The organism is Pseudomonas sp. OV226 (assembly GCF_003148705.1).
Classification (GTDB): domain Bacteria; phylum Pseudomonadota; class Gammaproteobacteria; order Pseudomonadales; family Pseudomonadaceae; genus Aquipseudomonas.
This window is the reverse complement of sequence record NZ_QGGS01000004.1, coordinates 62211-81424: the sequence shown is the minus strand read 5'-3', so window position 1 is coordinate 81424 and position 19214 is coordinate 62211. Positions and strand designations below refer to the sequence as shown.

At 59.9% G+C, this 19214-nt stretch carries 16 protein-coding genes; 5 read left to right on the top strand and 11 right to left on the bottom strand.

Going from position 1 to position 19214, the window contains the following annotated elements; genetic code table 11:
- Window positions 1-23: 23 nt before the first annotated feature.
- The 3 genes from C7534_RS08915 to C7534_RS08905 all read left to right on the top strand — a co-directional run bounded on the left by C7534_RS08915 (window position 24) and on the right by C7534_RS08905 (window position 5166).
- Window positions 24-1313, top strand: a complete 1290-nt coding sequence (locus C7534_RS08915) for a GGDEF domain-containing protein (protein WP_109785567.1) — start codon at window positions 24-26, stop codon at window positions 1311-1313.
- A gap of 90 nt (window positions 1314-1403) precedes the next feature.
- Window positions 1404-3200, top strand: coding sequence for an acyl-CoA dehydrogenase C-terminal domain-containing protein (locus C7534_RS08910; protein ID WP_109785566.1), 1797 nt, complete (start codon window positions 1404-1406; stop codon window positions 3198-3200).
- 187 nt (window positions 3201-3387) lie between these two features.
- A complete protein-coding gene (locus tag C7534_RS08905) occupies window positions 3388-5166 on the top strand; it encodes an acyl-CoA dehydrogenase C-terminal domain-containing protein (protein ID WP_109785565.1) in 1779 nt (592 codons plus the stop codon).
- Between the two features lie 227 nt (window positions 5167-5393).
- Here the strand turns inward: C7534_RS08905 and C7534_RS08900 are convergent, their stop codons facing one another.
- Window positions 5394-6323: a LysR family transcriptional regulator gene (locus C7534_RS08900; RefSeq protein WP_109785564.1), complete on the bottom strand. Its 930-nt coding sequence runs from the start codon at window positions 6321-6323 to the stop codon at window positions 5394-5396.
- A 169-nt stretch (window positions 6324-6492) separates the two neighbouring features.
- On the opposite strand from C7534_RS08900, the gene C7534_RS08895 reads away from it, so the two are divergent.
- Together C7534_RS08895 and C7534_RS08890 are read left to right on the top strand one after the other, a co-directional pair.
- Complete coding sequence (locus tag C7534_RS08895; RefSeq protein ID WP_109785563.1) at window positions 6493-7734, top strand: aspartate aminotransferase family protein; 1242 nt, start codon at window positions 6493-6495, stop codon at window positions 7732-7734.
- A 206-nt stretch (window positions 7735-7940) separates the two neighbouring features.
- Window positions 7941-8099, top strand: a complete 159-nt coding sequence (locus C7534_RS08890; RefSeq protein ID WP_003228885.1) for a YqaE/Pmp3 family membrane protein — start codon at window positions 7941-7943, stop codon at window positions 8097-8099.
- 8 nt (window positions 8100-8107) lie between these two features.
- On the opposite strand, the gene C7534_RS08885 is transcribed toward C7534_RS08890, so the two are convergent.
- The 10 genes from C7534_RS08885 to C7534_RS08840 form a co-directional block, all read right to left on the bottom strand.
- Window positions 8108-9934: a S9 family peptidase gene (locus C7534_RS08885; protein WP_109785562.1), complete on the bottom strand. Its 1827-nt coding sequence runs from the start codon at window positions 9932-9934 to the stop codon at window positions 8108-8110.
- The gene (pqqE, locus tag C7534_RS08880; protein WP_408981008.1) at window positions 9900-11036 is read right to left on the bottom strand and encodes a pyrroloquinoline quinone biosynthesis protein PqqE; all 1137 of its coding nucleotides are present in this window, start codon (window positions 11034-11036) and stop codon (window positions 9900-9902) included. Before pqqE ends, C7534_RS08885 begins: the two co-directional genes overlap by 35 nt.
- A 7-nt stretch (window positions 11037-11043) precedes the next feature.
- Window positions 11044-11319 carry a pyrroloquinoline quinone biosynthesis peptide chaperone PqqD gene (gene pqqD / locus C7534_RS08875; protein WP_077431161.1) on the bottom strand — a complete coding sequence of 92 codons (276 nt, stop codon included), beginning with the start codon at window positions 11317-11319 and terminating at the stop codon, window positions 11044-11046.
- The gene (gene pqqC, locus C7534_RS08870; protein WP_109785560.1) at window positions 11316-12068 is read right to left on the bottom strand and encodes a pyrroloquinoline-quinone synthase PqqC; all 753 of its coding nucleotides are present in this window, start codon (window positions 12066-12068) and stop codon (window positions 11316-11318) included. Before pqqC ends, pqqD begins: the two co-directional genes overlap by 4 nt.
- Before the next feature lie 136 nt (window positions 12069-12204).
- Window positions 12205-13116, bottom strand: coding sequence for a pyrroloquinoline quinone biosynthesis protein PqqB (gene pqqB, locus C7534_RS08865; RefSeq protein ID WP_046029950.1), 912 nt, complete (start codon window positions 13114-13116; stop codon window positions 12205-12207).
- Window positions 13117-13191: 75 nt separating this feature from the next.
- Window positions 13192-13266, bottom strand: coding sequence for a pyrroloquinoline quinone precursor peptide PqqA (gene pqqA, locus C7534_RS08860; protein WP_009045898.1), 75 nt, complete (start codon window positions 13264-13266; stop codon window positions 13192-13194).
- Between the two features lie 155 nt (window positions 13267-13421).
- The gene (pqqF, locus tag C7534_RS08855; protein WP_109785559.1) at window positions 13422-15848 is read right to left on the bottom strand and encodes a pyrroloquinoline quinone biosynthesis protein PqqF; all 2427 of its coding nucleotides are present in this window, start codon (window positions 15846-15848) and stop codon (window positions 13422-13424) included.
- Between the two features lie 48 nt (window positions 15849-15896).
- Window positions 15897-16691 carry a carbon-nitrogen hydrolase family protein gene (locus tag C7534_RS08850; RefSeq protein WP_046029952.1) on the bottom strand — a complete coding sequence of 265 codons (795 nt, stop codon included), beginning with the start codon at window positions 16689-16691 and terminating at the stop codon, window positions 15897-15899.
- Between the two features lie 12 nt (window positions 16692-16703).
- Window positions 16704-18386, bottom strand: coding sequence for a flavin monoamine oxidase family protein (locus C7534_RS08845; protein WP_046029954.1), 1683 nt, complete (start codon window positions 18384-18386; stop codon window positions 16704-16706).
- Window positions 18387-18617: 231 nt separating this feature from the next.
- Window positions 18618-19079: an Lrp/AsnC family transcriptional regulator gene (locus C7534_RS08840; RefSeq protein ID WP_046029956.1), complete on the bottom strand. Its 462-nt coding sequence runs from the start codon at window positions 19077-19079 to the stop codon at window positions 18618-18620.
- Window positions 19080-19214 lie beyond the last annotated feature (135 nt).

The following is a 19214-nucleotide window of genomic DNA, read 5'->3' as shown; positions in this document are numbered from 1 at the left end:
TCGTGACGGTCGGAGCTTTACCCTTGCCGCGTTCTTCCGCTGTGCGTTTCAGCCATTTCCTACCGTCGATACTGCTCTTGCTTGCGGGACTTGCGGCTGCCTATATCAAGGAATTGAACGTTTTCTTCACCTCGCTGTTCAACGTGCTACCGACTCTGGTGCTGTTGCTCGGCGGTGCGTACTGCGCGGTTTATCGACGTCAGCGTGAGCTGTTTCTGATGGTCACGGTGTACATCGCCTACTTTCTGCTCGACACCCAAACCGACTACTACCGCGACAACGGCAAAGTCCGTGATGACGCAGCAGTGGTTTTCCACCTGTGTTGCCTGTTGCTGCCGCTGATGTTTGGCGTATTCGCCGCCTGGCAGGAACGCACACACTTGTTTCAGGACATGGTGGCGCGCTTTGCTGTGTTGCTGGCCGTCGGCAGTGTGGCGTTGGGGCTGGAGCAAAGTTACCCACAAGCCTTGCTGATATGGCTGTCCGAAATCCGCTGGCCGGCGCTGCATGGCGCCTGGATGAGCCTGATCCAGCTGTCCTATCCGGTGTTCATCGCCTCGTTCTTGCTGCTGAGCTGGCAATACTGGCGTAACCCAAGACCTTTGCATGCGGCTCAACTGGTCGGTTTGCTCGGTTTGTTCTGGGCACTGCCGAAAACCTTCATTCTGCCGTTTACCCTCAACATCATGTGCAGCCAGGTGATGTTGATGATTGCGGCGGCGGTCGCCCACGAAGCCTATCAAATGGCCTTCCGTGACGAACTCACCGGCCTGCCGGGTCGTCGTGCCTTGAACGAGCGGATGCAGCGGCTGGGGCGTAATTACGTGCTGGCGATGAGCGACGTCGATCACTTCAAGAAATTCAACGATACCCATGGTCATGATGTGGGTGACCAGGTGCTGCGCCTGGTGGCCAGCAAACTGTCGAAAATTGGCGGAGGCGGTAGGGCGTATCGCTACGGCGGTGAGGAATTTGCGCTGGTGTTTGCAGGCAAGACGCTCGAAGAGTGCATGCCGCACCTGGAAGTCATTCGTGAATCCATCGCCACCTACAGTATTCAGCTGCGCAATCAGGACAACCGCCCTCAGGACGATCAGCAGGGACGTCAGCGCCGCTCGGGCCCCGGCGCGTCCAGTGTGTCGGTCACCGTCAGCATCGGCGTCGCCGAACGCGTGGATCAGCGCACCCCCGAAAAGGTCCTCAAGTCCGCGGACGAAGCGCTCTACAGCGCCAAGGGCGCCGGGCGAAACTGTGTGGTGGCATTCGGTCAGACGCGTCGTGGCGCCGTGCGAATGGACGCCGCTGCGGGTTGAGTGATGATGGCGCATTCAGCGTCTGGACTGTGATTGTTCGGCGTGGTGGGCGGCAGTAGGTTTGAAGCATCTGCTGACGGAGAAACGACCATGCCTGAGTACAAAGCTCCCCTGCGCGACATGCGCTTTCTGATTGACCACGTCTTCGACTTTCACGCCAATTACGCCGCGCTGGGTGCCACTGAGGCCAGTCCGGACATGGTCAACGCGATCCTCGAAGAAGGTGCGAAATTCTGCGAGAACGTGCTTGCGCCATTGAATCGCAGCGGCGACGAAGAGGGCTGCCATTTCGACAATGGCGTGGTAACGACGCCTACAGGCTTCAAGCAAGCTTTCGCACAATACGTTGAAGGGGGCTGGCATGGTCTGGCGGCTGATCCGGCTTACGGCGGGCAAGGCTTGCCAAGTTCCCTGGGCCTGGTCATCAGCGAAATGGTCGGTTCCAGCAACACCTCGTGGGGCATGTACCCGGGATTGACCCATGGTGCGATGTCCGCGATCCACGCCCACGGCACCGAAGAACAGAAGCAGACCTACCTGAGCAAACTTACCGCTGGCCAGTGGACAGGCACCATGTGCCTGACCGAAGCCCATTGCGGCACCGACCTGGGCATCATCAAGACGCGGGCCGTGCCGTCAACCGATGGCAGCTATGCAATCTCCGGAAGCAAGATTTTCATCTCGGCCGGCGAGCACGACATGAGTGACAACATCATTCATCTGGTGCTGGCGAAACTGCCGGATGCGCCGACAGGCACCCGAGGCATTTCGCTGTTTATCGTGCCTAAATTCCTGCCCGGTGGCGACGGAGAGGCGGGCGAACGCAACGCTGTTTCCTGCGGCTCTATCGAACACAAAATGGGCATCAAGGCATCGGCCACTTGTGTGCTGAACTTCGATGGCGCCAAAGGCTTCTTGATCGGGGAGCCGAACAAGGGCCTGAACTGCATGTTCACCATGATGAACCACGCACGCCTCGGCACCGGGATGCAGGGGTTGTGTCTGGGGGAGGCGAGCTTTCAGGGCGCCATCAAGTACGCTAACGATCGCTTGCAAATGCGCTCGCTGACCGGCCCGAAAGCGCCAGAAAAAGCCGCCGATCCGATCATCGTGCATCCTGACGTGCGCCGGATGTTGCTGACCATGAAAGCCTTCAACGAAGGCAACCGCGCGTTGACTTACTTCACCGCGCAATTGCTGGACGTGGCGCACTTGAGCCCGGATGAAACCGCACGCCAGGACGCCGAAGACCTGTTGGCCTTTTTGACGCCAATCTGCAAAGCCTTCATGACTGATACCGGGCTGGAGGTGACCAACCACGGCATGCAAGTGTTTGGCGGGCACGGCTTCATTCGTGAATGGGGCATGGAGCAATTGGTTCGCGATTGCCGGATTGCGCCGATCTACGAGGGGACCAATGGCATTCAGGCGTTGGACTTGCTCGGGCGCAAAGTGCTCGGCAGTCAGGGCAAGCTGCTGCGTGGCTTCACCAAAATCGTGCACACATTCTGCGCGGCGAACGCTGGGCATCCGCAGCTCGCCAGCTATGTGGCGCAGCTCAACGAGCTGAATCAGCAGTGGGGCGAACTGACCACCAAGGTCGGCATGGCAGCGATGAAGAATGCGGACGAAGTGGGCGCGGCATCAGTGGATTATTTGATGTACAGCGGTTACATCATCCTTGGCTATCTCTGGCTGCGCATGGCACTGGTGGCTCAGGCGCAACTCGATGCGGGTAGCGGTGATGCCGATTATTGTCAGGGCAAGCTGGCGACCAGCGAGTTTTACTTCAAGCGCTTGTTGCCGCGTACGGCGGCTCATCGCGCGGCGATAGAGGCTGGGAGTGATTGCCTGATGAAGCTGCCGGCAGCGCTGTTCGCACTTTAGTCTTTTAAATCCGCCACATTGGAGCCCGCATCATTGCGGGCTTTTTAATGACCCGACAGTCAGTGACTAAACATTACAAAAGGGTCATGGGCTGACCCTATGTGTCGCAAAAGTTGTTGGGTTACACTCGGACCCAACGAAAGCACCACTCCTACGAATCACCTGTTTAGATCTTGCGAGGTTTGCCATGGCTGACTACAAAGCGCCCCTGCGCGATATGCGCTTCGTTCTCAATGAAGTTTTCGAGGTCGCCAAACTCTGGGCCGAGCTGCCTGCGCTGGCCGAGACCGTCGATGCGGAAACCGTCGAAGCCATTCTCGAAGAAGCCGGCAAGGTCACCAGCAAAAGCATCGCGCCGCTGAGCCGTGCGGCTGACGAAGAAGGTTGCCATTGGGCGGACGGTGCGGTCACCACGCCGGCAGGTTTCCCGCAGGCTTATCAGACTTATGCTGAAGGCGGCTGGGTCGGTGTCGGTGGCGATCCTGCCTACGGCGGCATGGGCATGCCCAAAGCCGTGTCGGCTCAGGTCGAAGAAATGGTCAACTCCGCCAGCCTGTCGTTCGGTCTGTACCCGATGCTGACGGCCGGTGCCTGCCTGTCGATCAACGCCCACGCCAGCGACGAGCTGAAAGCTGCGTACCTGCCAAACATGTACTCCGGTGTCTGGGCCGGTTCCATGTGCCTGACCGAGCCGCATGCCGGTACTGACCTGGGGATCATCCGCACCAAGGCCGAGCCTCAGGCCGACGGTTCCTACAAAGTCAGCGGCACCAAGATCTTCATCACCGGCGGTGAGCACGACCTGACCGAGAACATCATCCACCTGGTGCTGGCCAAGCTGCCGGACGCGCCGGCGGGGCCGAAAGGTATTTCGCTGTTCCTGGTGCCGAAGTTTATGGTCAATGCCGATGGCAGCCTGGGTGCGCGCAACCCGGCAAACTGCGGTTCGATCGAACACAAAATGGGCATCCAGGCGTCCGCGACCTGCGTGATGAACTTCGACGAAGCCGTGGGTTACCTGGTCGGCGAGCCGAACAAAGGCCTGGCGGCGATGTTCACCATGATGAACTACGAGCGTCTGGGCGTGGGCATTCAGGGCCTGGCCACCGGCGAGCGTTCTTATCAGAACGCCGTTGAATACGCTCGCGACCGCCTGCAAAGCCGTTCGCCGACCGGCGCGCAAAACAAAGACAAAGTGGCTGACCCGATCATCGTCCACCCGGACGTACGTCGCATGTTGCTGACCATGAAAGCCTCGAACGAAGGTGGCCGTGCGTTCTCGACTTACGTTGCCATGCAACTCGACACCGCCAAGTTCAGCGAAGACGCGACTACCCGCAAACGCGCTGAAGACTTGGTGGCGTTGCTGACGCCAGTGGCCAAGGCATTCCTGACCGACCTGGGTCTGGAAACCACCGTTCACGGCCAACAGGTTTTTGGCGGCCACGGTTACATCCGCGAGTGGGGCCAGGAGCAACTGGTGCGTGACGTTCGTATCACGCAGATCTACGAAGGCACCAACGGCATTCAGGCACTGGACCTGGTCGGACGCAAAATCGTCGGCACCGGCGGCGCGTTCTACAACCTGTTTGCTGACGAAATCCGTCATTTCACCGCGACCGCCAGTGCTGATCTGGCCGAGTTCACCAAGCCGCTGAATGATGCGGTAACGACCCTCGACGAGCTGACCGCGTGGTTGCTGGATCGCGCCAAAAACAACCCGAATGAAATCGGTGCGGCGTCGGTCGAGTACCTGCAAACCTTCGGTTATGTGGCATATGCCTACATGTGGGCACTGATGGCCAAGGCTGCGTTGGGCAAAGAAGCGCAGGACGACTTCTACGCGAGCAAGCTGGGTACGGCGCGGTTCTATTTCGCACGCCTGTTGCCACGTATTCACTCGTTGAGCGCGTCGGTGAAAGCCGGTAGCGAGTCCCTGTTCCTGCTGGATGCTGCGCAGTTCTGACAAGGTAACGTCATGTAAGCAATCTCTTACATGACGTGCTGCTGTTTTCCCATAGGCGTAGATTGGATCCACAGTTAATCTACTTCACATGGACGTCGCGCAGGAAGCGCAAAGCAACAACACGGACACGTAGGATTCTGCCAGGACGGCGGAGTGAAATGGATGTCAGGGAAACAGTCTGCAAAGCCCCGCTTCGGCGGGGTTTTCTTTTGCCTGCAGAAAAGTGCTCAGCTCAGTCCGTCCAAGGTCGTCGAGCTATTCAAGCGCTGATCCGGACCGTTCATCACTTCTTCCAGCAGCGTGCGTAACAAGGCCAGTGAGGTCTGTTGCCGCTGTACATCGCGACACACCAATCCGACTTTCAGCGGCACACGTGGCTCGGTCAGTGGTTTCCACAGCAGCTCGTTATTACCGAGTGCCTTTTGCGAACGCCCCGGCAGCACCGTCGCCAGTCGGGTGTGTGGCAGGCTGTCGAGAATCCCCGCCATGTTGTTCAGTTCGGCCTGCACTTGCGGGCGCCTGCCGAGGGCGGCCAGTTGCGTCTGCCAGATCTGTCGCACCTGAAACTCTTCTCCCAGTAGCAGCATCGGCAACTCGGCGGCCTGGCTCATGGAGACTTTCTTGAATTCGCGCAACGGGTGGTCAGCGGGAATGACAAGAGTCAGTTCATCTTCGTACAGCATCACCCCATGCAACCCTGGCTGCCTGGGTGGCAGGTAGCTGATGCCAATGTCCAGTGAACCATTAAGCAGGCGTCGCTCGATTTCCAGCCCGGTCAGTTCGTAGATCTGCACCACCAGATGCGGTTGGGCTTTGCGCACCCGTTCGAGCATTTGCGGCACCAGGCTGGTGTGGACCGTCTGCAACACGCCAATCGCCAGTGTGCGCAGCGCCTGTCCCTTGAAATTGCCCAACGCTTCACGCGCGCGTTGCATGCCGTCGAGCAAGGGCAATGCGTGGTTGTACAACGTGTGGGCGGCCAGGGTTGGCAGCAGGCGTTTGCTGCTGCGTTCAAACAGGCTCACATCGAGGTTCTGCTCGAGGTGGCGGATTTGCTGGGATAACGCCGGCTGGGAGATTGAAAGCCGCTCGGCGGCCCGGCCGACATGGCCTTCTTCGTAGACCGCGACGAAATAACGCAGTTGCTTGAAATCCATAAGTAACGCTTATTGAAAATGCTGGAAAATCGAAATGGCTCAAGGCCGTGCCTGCGCCTAGTCTAACCGCATTCACAAGGCTTACAGGGCCGCAAAGCACCATGAATTCTGTTTGCAGCGAGACTGTTTACATAGGTAAGGCAAAAAACCTCAAGCGAGGTTTTTTCGGATGAATTTGTTCAGTTTGCGGCGTTGTCCGCCCAGTCTTGATGATTTGGCGGTCGACACCTTCCAGCCCACCCACCACCACAACCCTTCCAGCGAGTACATGATGCCCAGCGTCGAGCGGCCGAAACAGATTTTCGTCCGTGGTCAGGGTTCCTGGTTATGGGACAGTGAGGATCGTGCTTACCTGGATTTCACTCAAGGTGGTGGGACCAATAGCCTGGGGCACAGTCCTTCGGTATTGGTTCAGGCGATTTCGCAACAGGCTCAATCACTGATCAACCCCGGTTTTGCGCTGCACAACCGCGGCCGGCTCAACCTTGCGGGGCGTTTGTGCACCGCGACTGGCAGCGATCAGGCGTACCTGCTCAACAGTGGCAGCGAAGCCTGTGACGCGGCAATCTCCTTGGCGTGTAAATGGGGCGAGCGTTATCGCGGTGGTGCCTCGCGCATTATCGTTGCCAGCAACAGTTGCCATGGCCGTCATCTGGCAACGATGTCGGCGTCGGACGTGCACCACGTTCCCTTCAATGATCTGGCGGCCATGCACGCGGCGGTCGACGCCCGGACCGTGGCAATCATGCTTGAACCGATCCAGAACGATGCGGGCGTGATCCCGGCCACTGAGCATTACCTCAAGAGTGTGGAACGGCTGTGTCGCGAACTGGGCATTCTGTTGATCCTCGATGAAGTACAAACGGGCATCGGGCGTTGCGGCACTCTGCTCGCCGAACAGTCCTACGGCGTTCGGGCCGATGTCATCGTTCTCGGCAAAGGACTCGGTGGTGGTGTGCCACTGGCGGCGCTGCTGGCACGGGGCAAGGCGTGCTGTGTTGACGTCGGCGACCTGAGCGGCAGCCATCATGGCAATGCCCTGATGACCGCTGCCGGCCTGGCGGTGCTCGACAGTGTGCAGGACAAAGGTTTTCTCGAGCATGTCGCGCAGACCGGCCAGCATCTGCGCGAAGGACTGCGGCTTTTGTCCCATCGCTATGGCCACGGCGAATTGCGCGGGCAAGGGCTGTTCTGGGGGCTGACGTTGTCCGACGATTCGGCTGACGCTGTCGTCAAAGCCGCGTTGTACGAAGGTTTGCTGCTTGACGCCCCACAACCCGATTGTTTGCGCTTCACCCCGGCCCTCACCGTCAGCAACGCCAACATCGACGAAATGCTCCTGCGCCTGACCCGCGCCTTCTCCCGGGTGCGCACTGCACAGTTGCAGTGCCGAAAAGGGATTGCGGTCTGATCAGACTCGTCCCACACAAACACCAGAACCGTCTCGCGGTAATAACGCATCGCCCCACGTTTGATCCTTTCGCGTGGGGCGTTTTTTTGTCTGCAAAACCTGGCGAAGTGTCGGCGCTCGGTAATCAGTGCACTGAACCCTGACGCACGACACAGGTCGATTAGGTGTATGGCTCGCGTGAGCCCATTCAAATCAGGAGCTACCCCATGGACTTTATTCGAATCATCATCGCCATTCTGTTGCCGCCATTGGGTGTGTTTCTGCAGGTCGGATTTGGCGGGGCGTTCTGGTTGAACATTCTGCTGACCTTGTGCGGTTATATTCCCGGGATTGTGCACGCGGTGTACATCATCGCCAAGCGCTGAGCCAGGCCTCAAACGCCCTGATCGATTACCCTGCGATAAAACAACCACTCCTGTTCCAGGGCATGGGCCTGATTGCCAGCCTTGCGGAAGCCGTGGCGCTCGTCGGCGTAGTAATGCGCTTCCACCAGGATGCCGTTGTCCTGTAGTGCCTCGACCATGTCCCGGGTCTGTTGCGGCACAACCACGGCGTCCAGTTCACCCTGAAAGAAAATCATCGGTACACGGATGTTGCTCGCATGCAGCAACGGCGTTCGTGCGGCGTAGCGTTTGGCATCCTGCACCGGATCACCGATCAGCCAGTCCAGATAATCACCTTCGAATTTATGAGTCGCCCGTCCCAATGCCACGGGATCGCTGACGCCGTACAGACTGGCGCCAGCGCGGAAAACGTTCTTGAACGCCAGGGCACACAGGGTGGTGTAACCGCCAGCGCTGCCACCGCGAATGAACGCGTTGTCGCCGTCGATCAACCCGCGTTCGGCGAGGTGGGCGACGACTGCGCAGGCGTCCTCGACGTCCACCTCGCCCCAACTCAAATGCAGCGCCTGGCGATATGCCCGGCCGTAACCGCTGCTGCCCCGATAGTTGAGGTCGGCCACGGCAAAGCCGCGTTGCGCCCAATACTGGATGCGCGGATCGAGCATCGGGTAGCACGCCGAGGTCGGGCCGCCGTGGATGAACACCACCAGCGGTGGTTTCGCCTCCCCGGTCGTGGCCGGGTAGAAGAACCCGTGCGCCTCGCCCGAACCGCTCGGGTAGCGCAGGGTTTGTGGCACGCTGATCTGCTCGACCGGCATGGGTGTGACACCACCGGCCAGTACCTTGACACGCCGGGTGCTGCGATCGATGGCGATCACCGCTGCCGAACTGATCGGTGAGGCGGCGATGCAGTAGATGAATTGCTCATCCAGTGCGAGATGGCGGAAGCGGCTGTAGTCACCGGTGAAATCTTCACGGGTGTCACCGCAAAGGCCCAGTCGGCCAAAACCGCCTTCGGTCCAGCTCGCCAAAAAAGTGTTGTCGCGCAGCGGGAGCCAAGTGCACCCCCCCAATTGCCACGGCGCTGGCCCATGATCGGCCGCGGCGCTCGGCAGCGGATTCAACCCGTCTGAAGACTCGACCCATGGCTGCCAATATCCGCCACGGTCGGTCAGACAAAACAGCCGGCCGCTGGTATCGAATCGCGGCTGTTGCAACGACTCCTGAGCGGCGTCGCCGGCCACGCAATGCGGCAGCGCAAAGCCACCATCGCTCTGACGTTCGGCCACCATCAGACGCGTTGCAGTCCAAGGCTGGTCCGGCCGACTCCACTCGATCCACGCCAACCGCTGAGCGTCGGGACTCAACGTCGGCGCAGCGTAGAAGTCCGCGCCTTCGGCCAGCAAGTGACGGGCGCCATCAGCCACATCGATCGCGACCAGACGATGTTGATCGTGGTGCTCTTCGACGGCCAGAACCTGTCCATTGGCGAATTGCAGGTCGCCATAGCGGCATTTACTCGCGGTCAACGCTTCGGGTGTTTCGCCCTGCAGCGATTGCCGATACAGCTGTTGGTCCGCCTCGTTGACGAAAACGATGCCGTCATCGGTCAGACAAAACCCGCCGCCGCCATATTCGTACACTCGACTGCGCACACTAAAACCCGACGGCGTCAGGCAATGCGCCTGGCCGTCACGCCAATGCCAGATCCGGCAAGCGGCTTCTTCGGGCCGGTATTCGTTCCAGAACAGACCGTGCTGGCCGACCTGCAGTTCGGCAAAGTCGATCGCGGCCGCGACGGCCCTGGAGGCGCTGAAAGGCTCAGCTTTTTGCGATAAGGCGGGAGTTTCGTTCATTGCGAAAGGCCAATTGTTCGATGGTCTGAGTCGCGTGCTCGGCTTCTTCGCGGGCCTTGAGAATCACGCCATGATGTTGAGACTTGCTGCACACTGGGTCGGCGTTGCTCGCGTCACCGGTGAGCATGAACGCCTGGCAACGGCAGCCGCCGAAGTCCTTTTCTTTTTCATCGCAGGAACGGCACGGCTCGGGCATCCAGTTGTAACCGCGAAAGCGGTTGAAGCCGAAGGAGTCGTACCAGATGTGTTGCATGCTGTGGTCGCGCACGTTTGGAAATTGCACCGGCAGCTGTCGGGCGCCGTGACAGGGCAGGGCGGTGCCGTCCGGGGTAACGGTCAGGAAGATGCTGCCCCAGCCATTCATGCAGGCTTTCGGGCGTTCTTCGTAATAGTCCGGCGTAACGAAAATCAGCTTGCACGGATGCCCTTCGGCTTCCAGCTTGGCGCGGTATTCGTTGGTGATGCGCTCGGCGCGGACCAGCTGTTCCCGGGTCGGCAACAACCCGACGCGATTGAGCTGCGCCCAGCCGTAAAACTGGCAGGTGGCGAGTTCGACGAAGTCCGCCTCCAGGGCGATGCACAGCTCGATGATCCGGTCGATCTTGTCGATGTTGTGCCGATGGGTCACGAAATTCAGCACCATCGGGTAGCCGTGGGCTTTCACCGCGCGGGCCATTTCCAGCTTCTGCGCAAAGGCTTTTTTCGAGCCGGCCAGCAAGTTGTTCACTTGCTCATCGCTGGCCTGGAAACTGATCTGGATATGGTCCAGGCCGGCCTTCTTGAAATCGCTGATTTTCTGCTCGGTCAGGCCGATGCCGGAGGTGATCAGGTTGGTGTAGAAGCCCAACTTGCGTGCCTCGGCGATCAGCTCGGCGAGGTCCTGGCGCACCAGCGGTTCGCCACCGGAAAAGCCCAACTGCGCCGCACCCATCTCCCGCGCTTCGCGAAAGACCTTGATCCACTGCTCGGTGCTCAGCTCCTTGCCTTGTTCGGCGAAGTCCAGCGGGTTGGAGCAGTAGGGGCATTGCAACGGGCAGCGGTAGGTCAGTTCGGCCAGCAGCCACAGCGGCAGGCCGATTTCGGGTGTGGGCGGTACTTGCACCGACGACTCAGGCAAGTTCGATCCAGTGCTGCGCACGGGCAACCTCCATGAATTGCTCGATGTCGTCACCGAGCTCCGGCACGCCGGGGAACTGCAGGTCGAGCTCGGCAATGATTGCCGCAACATCACGCTCGCCATCGATCAAACCGCCAATCAGCGCGGCGCTTTCATTGAGCTTGATCATGCCTTCCGGGTACAGCAGCACATGGCCTTTTTGCGCCGGTTCGTACTGGAAACGGTAGCCGGGACGCCAGGTCGGGGTCTTGCTGCGATCGAAACTCATAAGGTGATTCCTTTATGCCAGACCCGTTGTTCGGTCACGCTGTGATACGGCGGGCGGTTCAGTTCGTAGGCCATGCTCATGGCATCGAGCATGCTCCAAAGGATGTCCAGTTTGAACTGGAGAATTTCCAGCATGCGCTCCTGACCGGCCCGGGTGGTGTAGTGCTGCAAGGTGATCGCCAGACCGTGTTCCACATCGCGGCGGGCCTGGCCCAGGCGAGTGCGGAAATACTCGTACCCGGCCGGGTCGATCCATGGGTAATGCTGTGGCCAACTGTCCAGGCGCGATTGATGGATCTGCGGCGCGAACAGTTCAGTCAGCGAGCTGCTCGCGGCTTCCTGCCAACTGGCCCTGCGGGCAAAGTTGACGTAGGCGTCGACGGCAAAACGTACGCCGGGCAGCACCAGTTCATGAGAGCGCAGTTGATCCGGGTCGAGGCCCACAGCCTGGCCCAGACGCAGCCAGGCTTCGATGCCACCGTCTTCGCCGGGGGCGCCATCGTGGTCGAGCAGGCGCTGAATCCACTCGCGACGGATCTCGCGATCCGGGCAGTTGGCGAGGATCGCGGCGTCTTTCAGGGGAATGTTCACCTGATAGTAAAAGCGGTTGGCAACCCAGCCCTGGATCTGCTCGCGAGTCGCCCGGCCTTCATACATCGCCACGTGATAGGGGTGATGGATATGGTAATAGGCGCCTTTGGCGCGCAGGGCGGCCTCGAATTCGGCGGGGGTCATTGCGGTGTCAGTCATTGCGGTTCTCCGGGGAGCAGCCGTGAAATCTTTGGTGTCAGGTCGGACGTCTTCGCGGGCAAGCCCGCTCCCACAGGGGGTTTTGTACGCCACAGAACCCGTGTGGGAGCGGGCTTGCCCGCGATGGGGCCCTCCGCTACAACACAATACTCATGCCGTCATAAGCCACTTCAACATCCCGACGAACCAGCTCGGCACGCTCCGGCGAGTCTTCATCAAGAATCGGGTTGGTGTTGTTGATGTGAATAAGCACCTTGCGCTGCTTGGGCAGTTGCTTCAGCACCTCCAGCATGCCGCCGGGGCCGCTCTGCGCCAGGTGGCCCATTTCCCGTCCGGTGCGCGTGCCGACGCCGCGACGCTGCATTTCGTCGTCGTCCCACATCGTGCCGTCCACCAACAAGCAATCACTGCTGGCCATGATCTTCAGCAGCGGCGCGTCGACCTTGCCCAGCCCCGGCGCATAGAACAGCTTGCCGCCGGTGTTCAGGTCTTCGACGATCAGACCGATGTTGTCGCCGGGGTGCGGGTCGAAGCGGTGCGGCGAATACGGCGGCGCGGCGCTGCGTAGCGGCAACGGGGTGAATCGCAGGTTTGGGCAGGCCGCGATGGTGAAGCTGCGGTCCAGTTCGATCGGGTTCCAGTCCAGTCCGCCATTCCAGTGGGTCAGCATGGTAAACAGCGGGAATCCGCTGCTCAAATCTTCATGGACCATGTCAGTACACCAGACCTGATGCGGGCAACCTTCGCGCAGGCTGAGCAGGCCGGTGGTGTGGTCGATCTGGCTGTCCATCAGGATGATGGCGCTGATGCCGGTATCACGCAGGGCGCGGCCCGGTTGCAACGGGGCGAAGCTTTGAAGCTGAGCGCGGATGTCCGGTGACGCGTTGCACAACACCCAGTTCACGCCATCATCGGAAATTGCGATAGACGACTGGGTTCGCGCCTTGGCGTTCAGGCTGCCATTGCGAAAACCGGCGCAGTTCACGCAATTGCAATTCCACTGGGGAAAACCACCCCCCGCGGCGGAACCTAGAATCTGGACAAACATGGCCGCTCCATCATTCGAAAACTGAAAATAAAAACGCCTCGGCGAGCCGAGGCGTTGCACTGCGCTACAAAAAGATTAGCGGCTTGCGAAGTACATGGTGACTTCAAAGCCGATACGCAGGTCGGTGTAAGCAGGTTTGGACCAGGACATGGGAGCATTCCTTCAGGTGATGGGACAGTTCAGATCTATACATATAGTCCACCTCCAGTCGGAGATGTTCAGATAGTTAGGTAGCTATGTTACTTAAAATTTCAAAGTAATTGGCTGCCAATGTGTGAGAAAGCTAATTGCAGCCTTGGTAATGATCATTTTGTCGCTTGCCAAAGCGGGTTCGGGCAAGGCGCGCTGGCCAGGGCGCGCCAGCCACCCTGCGCCTGATTCAGCCGCTGTGCCGCAGCCAGCAATGAACGGTGGTCAATCGTCAAAATGGCCTGGGCCAGTTGCTTCAGATAATCCGACGAATGGCCGGCTAATTTGCTCTGCCAGAGTAGTTCCGTTGCCTGGACGGTGGGCAGTGCGGCGCTATCAAACTGTTCGGCCAAGGCCTGGCGCTGAGCGATGAAAGTGGCGTCGTCGAGGCTTTGAATCATCGAAGTGAAGCCGTTCAGAAACGCCTGGATATGATCCAGCAAGTCCACCGGCGCAACGCTGGGCGATTGCACGCCGAACAGGATCCCGGTTTGCCCATGAATCTGTCGCAGGGCGCTGAACACCGCATAGCCGAGTTGCAACTCCACCCGCAGGCGCTGGTAGAACGGTGTCTGAGCCAGATGCGCGAGCAAACGCCAGGCCGCTTCATCGGCGATGTCCTGAGTCGGCGTCGGACAGAAGAGCAGCAACGCGTGCTCGCTGGCGCCGGTATCGACGGTCGTCCACAGATGCCGGGCGCTGATCGAGGGCGGCAGTGTCAGTTGATTGTCCGCGGTGCCGGGAATACGGCTCAAGGCCAGGCCCATCGCGGCTTGTGTCTGGGTGGACAGGCCAACCGCCAGGCCGTCCCAGCGCGCGCTCGACCAGAGTTGCTGGAGGTCGTCTGAGTCGTCGGTGCGCTCAAGACACTCGTCGGGCAGCGCCTTCAGCAACTGCCGAATCGGTATCAGCGCAGCGCTTGCCGGTTGTTCTTGTGGGGCAACGACCTCAGGTTCGGTCAGCACTTTCAGCGCGTGTTCGAGGACAGTCGGCATCGGCTCCTGGAGTCCGGTCATTTTCAGCAGCCATTCATTGCCCGATGCAGTGAAGGAAAAGTCGACGCCGGCCTGGCGCGCATCCTCGCGTAATGGCTGCAGGCGATTTTCCAGGCTCGATTGAAGGCTGGGCAGCGGTTTGAAATCGAGGCGCCAGCGCAGAAATATCGCCCCTTCATCGCTGTTGTCCGCCAAGGCCTGACTGAATTGCATCGGCGAGTTTTCACGACGACTGCGCGAACGGTCCTGGGCAAACGTGCGCAGGCCTCGGTGTTTGCTGGTCTGACCGCGAATCAACCCGGCATTGGCGGTGGGTGCTTCGTCGCGCAAAAACGGATTTGGCGTCGGCAATTGCCAAGCGCCGCTGAAGTTATCCACAGCGCCGATTTTTTTCAGGAGGTCTTTAAGCGCTGCAACCCCCTGCTCGGACAGCCCGGTTTCGAGCTGCTCGCTGTCCCGTTGGGCCAATGGCAAGGCAGCGCCGACTTGCTGCTGGCGTTGCAGCAAGGCGGCGTATTCTTCGCGCAAGTCGGTCCAGTCTTGATGGGCGGCAAAAAAGCCCAGCCAGTCGAGAAGCTTCTGGCGAATCACACTCGCCGATTGCGCCGTAGCGAGTTCAATGTGCAGCAACGCTTGCCCCGCGAACTGATACAGCGGCGCGGCTTTCAGGCTGTCCGCCAGCCCCTGCTCTTGCAGCGTCGACATCAGACCGCCAGGTTTCGCGGCATTCAGCCAGTGACACAGAAAGGCCAGCGCTTCACGCGATGAGTCGGGCAATGCTTCGAACGCGAACAGAAGATCCAGGCGACGCTCGCCAGCCTGTTGATAAGTGTTCTGCGATGCGTTCATCAGCGCGCCGGGCGTTTGTTGTGCGACCTTGTCCCCGACGGGAATCTCGGCGCCAAAACGCTGAGCCATCTCGCGTAATTCATCGAGACTCTGCGGCCCGGCGAGGCTCAGTGTCAGTTGCCCGGTCTGATAAAACCGTTGATGAAAATCCTTCAAGGCCTGCTGAAACTCAGGGAGCTCCACCGGCAGGCTATCGCGATTTCCGGCATGGAAACCGCGCAAGGGATGGGTCGACGTCAACCCATCGAGCAGCGTCAATTGCCGTTGCGCCGCCGCGTCCTGTGACCAGGCGACAAACTCGGCTTGCAACACTTCGCGCTCGCGCAACTGATCCTCCGGATTCATACGTGGATGGGCGAGCATGTCTGACAGACGCTCCAGCCCGCCGAGAAATGCCTGAGGCGGCAGTTCGAAAAAGAAGTCGGTCGTGCGTTCGCTGGTTCGTGCGTTGACCTGCCCGCCGTGACGTTGCACATAGGCCATCAGCCCTTGGCCCGCAGGAAAGCGCTCAGTCCCCAGAAACAGCAAATGCTCCAGAAAATGCGCCAGGCCGGGCCAGGCCAGCGGCACATCGTGACTGCCCGCCGCAACCCGGAGTGCCGCCGCGCAGCGCTTCAAATTCGGGGCATGACGCAGCGTCACCCGCAAGCCGTTGGCCAGGGTTTCAGTGTGGGGGCGAGGGTGATTCAGCGCAGGCATGAGCACTTCCAGAACAGAGAAGCGCTAATGCTAGCGGATTACAGGGGCTCAGCGCTTGTTAAGGTCGCCGTAAAGCTCGGGACGGCGGTCCAGCAAGTAGCGATTGGCGGCGCGAGAGTCGGTCATCAACTGCCGATCCAGCTCGCCGACGATCAGCGCTTCATCGAGGCCAGCCTGGGCGATGCGGCTGCCATCCGGCGCGGCGATGCTGCTCTGGCCGCAGTAGTGGATGTCGCCTTCATGGCCGCAGTAATTGGCGTAGGCCACATAGCACTGGTTTTCGAAAGCACGGGCGCGGACGGTGACGTCGGCGACGAAGTCGAAGGGAATCATGTTTGCCGTCGGCACCAGGATCAGCTCGGCACCGGCCAGCGCCAGGCGTCGAGCGTTTTCCGGAAACTCCATGTCGTAGCAAATCAGGAAGCCCAGCTTCCAGCCATTGAGCTCAATCACTGGAAAGTCATCTTCGCCAGCACTGAACATCGAGTGATCGAGGTCGCCGAACAAGTGAGTCTTGCGGTAGTTGCACAACCGCTCGCCCTGGGCGTCGATCAACTGCACGGCGTTGTAGATCTGCCCGTCTTCGGTGCGCTCCGGGTAGCCATATAAAATGGCGATCCCGGCAGACTTGGCAATGCGCGCAATGTGTTGCGCCGATTCACCGTTGTGCACCTCCGCGAGGACGCTGACGGCGTCGACGCCGATGTTGTAGCCGGTCAGGAACATCTCCGGCACTACCAGCAAATCGGCGCCTTTCGCTTCCTGGGCCAATTGCTGCAGACGTTGCAGATTGCCGGCGACGTCCAGGGGCAGCGGTGGACATTGGTAAAGGGCTACGCGCATTTCGGACTCCTCTTACTCGGGCAGGGCGATCGGTCCGATCTCGTTGAACACATCACCTGGACCCGGGTTCTCGGCGTGAGTTTCACCGCCGAAATGTTTCATGATGCCCCACACCGCGTTGAGTGAGGTCTGCACCGCGCCTTCAACCCAGGCCGGCGTCCACGAAACGTCGTCGCCAGCGATGAAAATCCCGCGTTGCTCGGCTGGCATCTCGTCTTGCATGAAATGCGCGTACATGCGCTGGTTATAGCGATAGTGGCCGGGCAGGGCGCCTTTGAAGGCCCCGAGGAAATGCGGGTCGGCTTCCCAGGATACGGTGATCGGATCGCCGATGATGCGCGCTGCGATGTCGACTTTCGGGTAGATCTTTTTCAACGCGTCCAGCGCCAGCTTCACGCGTTTTTCCACCGGCTGCGGCAACATTTTCAGTGCGTCGCTCATCCACGAGTACGACAGGCAAATCACCCCCGGCTTATCGTCGCCGTTATCGAACAGGTAGGTGCCACGGGTCAGGCGATCGGTGAGCGTCATGCTCATCAAGTCGCGGCCGGTTTCCGGGTCCTTGTCCTTCCAGAACGGGCGGTCGACCATCACGAACGTCTTCGACGATTGCATGTAGCGCGTGCGATCCAGCGCCATCCACATTTTTTGCGAGAACAGGCTTTCGTCGCATTCGATCTGGGTGGTCAGCAGCCAGCTCTGGCAAGTGGTCAGCACCGCGGCGTATTCGCGGGTATCACCCCAGTTGTCGGTGACGGCGAAACGGCCACCCGGTGCATGGGCAATCTTCTTCACGCCGGTACGCGGTGCTCCGTTGTGCAGGGAGCTGAGGCTGGTGCCTTCAGGCCAGTGCACGCAACGTTCCGGCACATGGCGCCAGATACCCTGTGGCACCTGTTCCACCCCACCGACCACCAAGTGCTGATGATCGTCGCAGTTGGTCATCACCACGCGGAAGATTTCCAGCATCGAGTTGGGGAAATCCGAGTCCCAGCCGCCGGTGCCGAAACCGACCTGGCCGAACACTTCGCGGTGATGGAACGACAGCTTGGCGAACGCTTTGGAGGTGGCGACGAAGTCGTAGAAGGTGCGGTCGTCCCACAGCGGGACGAGGGTGTTCCACAGCTCCTTGAGGCGTGGCACGTCGCGGTCGCGGATCGCTTGCTGGATATCGGAGAACTGCGAGCCGGCTTCCAGGGCGTCGGCCCAGGCGTCAGCTACTTCCTGGAACAGTGCAGGAAGATCTGCCAGTTTTTGTGCGTAATGGGTTTTGCCTTCCAGATCGATCACGGTGCTGCCCGACGCGGGGGTCAGCGGGTTCGGGAAGGGTTTGGTCTCAAGACCGAGCTTGTCGACGTAGTGATAGAACGCGGTGGACGAGACCGGAAAACGCATGCCACCGAGCTCGGCGATGATGCCTTCAGCGCCATTGAACGCTTGGGAACGCAGGCGCCCGCCCATTTTCGAGGCTTCGTAGACGACGGGTTTGAGGCCCAGTTTCATCAATTCGTAAGCCGCCACCAAGCCGGCGATACCAGCACCGACAATCGCTACTTCGGCACCGTGGTTGTGCGCAGGAATGCTGCCCAGACCCGCCGGGTGTTCGATCCAGTCGTCGAAGGCGAAAGGAAAGTCCGGGCCGAAAATGGTGACTGGTTTTTTACCGTCTGCAGGATGGCGATTGTTCTTGTTCATGGCTGACCTTGCTGGCGACCCGACGCGGGATGCGCGTCTGAGTATAGGAAAAGATGGCAGCCATTCTAGTGAGCGTAGAACACGTTAATAAGACGCAATATGTCGTCGATTTGCCATTTTAATGGTCAATATGACGTGGCGTTGAATCAGAATGACAATTCGATCCCCTGTAGGCGCGAGCGTGCTCGCGATGGCGTCAGCTCAGGCGCCCATGAAACCTGAGTTGGAATGTCAAACCGGCTGCCCCCGATCAATCTTGCTGCTCAGAATGATCGAAGTCGTCGTCTTCTCCACCCCATCCACACTGCCGATCTGATCCAGCAACTGATCCAGCTGCTCTGGCGAGTCGGTACGCAACCACGCCACATAATCAAATTCGCCACTTACCGCACACAACTGCTGAACCTGAGCCATCGCACTGAGCCGGCGCAGCACTTCCTTGCCAGAGCGCGGTTGCACGGTAATCCCGACATACGCCTGCAATCCGCCATCGACCACGCGCTGACCGAGGCGCACGCCATAACCGGTGATGACTTTGGCCTTTTCCAGGCGCGCCAGTCGCGACGTGACGGTCGTGCGCGCGATGCCCAATTGCCGGGCCAGCATGGCCACGCTCTCGCGGGCGTTGATCTGCAAGGCTGCGATCAATTGGCGGTCGATTTCATCAAGCACGGGCGGGCGGATGTCAGGCAAGGGGTGGCTCCAGTGGCACGGTTCAATGGCTGAGCATGTTACAGACTCGTTCGGCGGGGCGCTTGTGGTCGATATTCGAACTGGGGCTATGTGATTGCTAGACATTGCCCAAGTGACGGCTGAATCACGGGCGTG

What these genes read in the sequence shown, in the direction of transcription:
- C7534_RS08910 (WP_109785566.1), top strand. Translation starts at nt 1,404, where the DNA reads ATGCCTGAGTACAAAGCTCCCCTGCGCGACATGCGCTTTCTGATTGAC.
- C7534_RS08905 (WP_109785565.1), top strand. Translation starts at nt 3,388, where the DNA reads ATGGCTGACTACAAAGCGCCCCTGCGCGATATGCGCTTCGTTCTCAAT.
- C7534_RS08900 (WP_109785564.1), bottom strand. Translation starts at nt 6,323, where the DNA reads ATGGATTTCAAGCAACTGCGTTATTTCGTCGCGGTCTACGAAGAAGGC.
- C7534_RS08895 (WP_109785563.1), top strand. Translation starts at nt 6,493, where the DNA reads ATGAATTTGTTCAGTTTGCGGCGTTGTCCGCCCAGTCTTGATGATTTG.
- C7534_RS08890 (WP_003228885.1), top strand. Translation starts at nt 7,941, where the DNA reads ATGGACTTTATTCGAATCATCATCGCCATTCTGTTGCCGCCATTGGGT.
- C7534_RS08885 (WP_109785562.1), bottom strand. Translation starts at nt 9,934, where the DNA reads ATGAACGAAACTCCCGCCTTATCGCAAAAAGCTGAGCCTTTCAGCGCC.
- pqqD (WP_077431161.1), bottom strand. Translation starts at nt 11,319, where the DNA reads ATGAGTTTCGATCGCAGCAAGACCCCGACCTGGCGTCCCGGCTACCGT.
- pqqC (WP_109785560.1), bottom strand. Translation starts at nt 12,068, where the DNA reads ATGACTGACACCGCAATGACCCCCGCCGAATTCGAGGCCGCCCTGCGC.
- pqqB (WP_046029950.1), bottom strand. Translation starts at nt 13,116, where the DNA reads ATGTTTGTCCAGATTCTAGGTTCCGCCGCGGGGGGTGGTTTTCCCCAG.
- pqqF (WP_109785559.1), bottom strand. Translation starts at nt 15,848, where the DNA reads ATGCCTGCGCTGAATCACCCTCGCCCCCACACTGAAACCCTGGCCAAC.
- C7534_RS08850 (WP_046029952.1), bottom strand. Translation starts at nt 16,691, where the DNA reads ATGCGCGTAGCCCTTTACCAATGTCCACCGCTGCCCCTGGACGTCGCC.
- C7534_RS08845 (WP_046029954.1), bottom strand. Translation starts at nt 18,386, where the DNA reads ATGAACAAGAACAATCGCCATCCTGCAGACGGTAAAAAACCAGTCACC.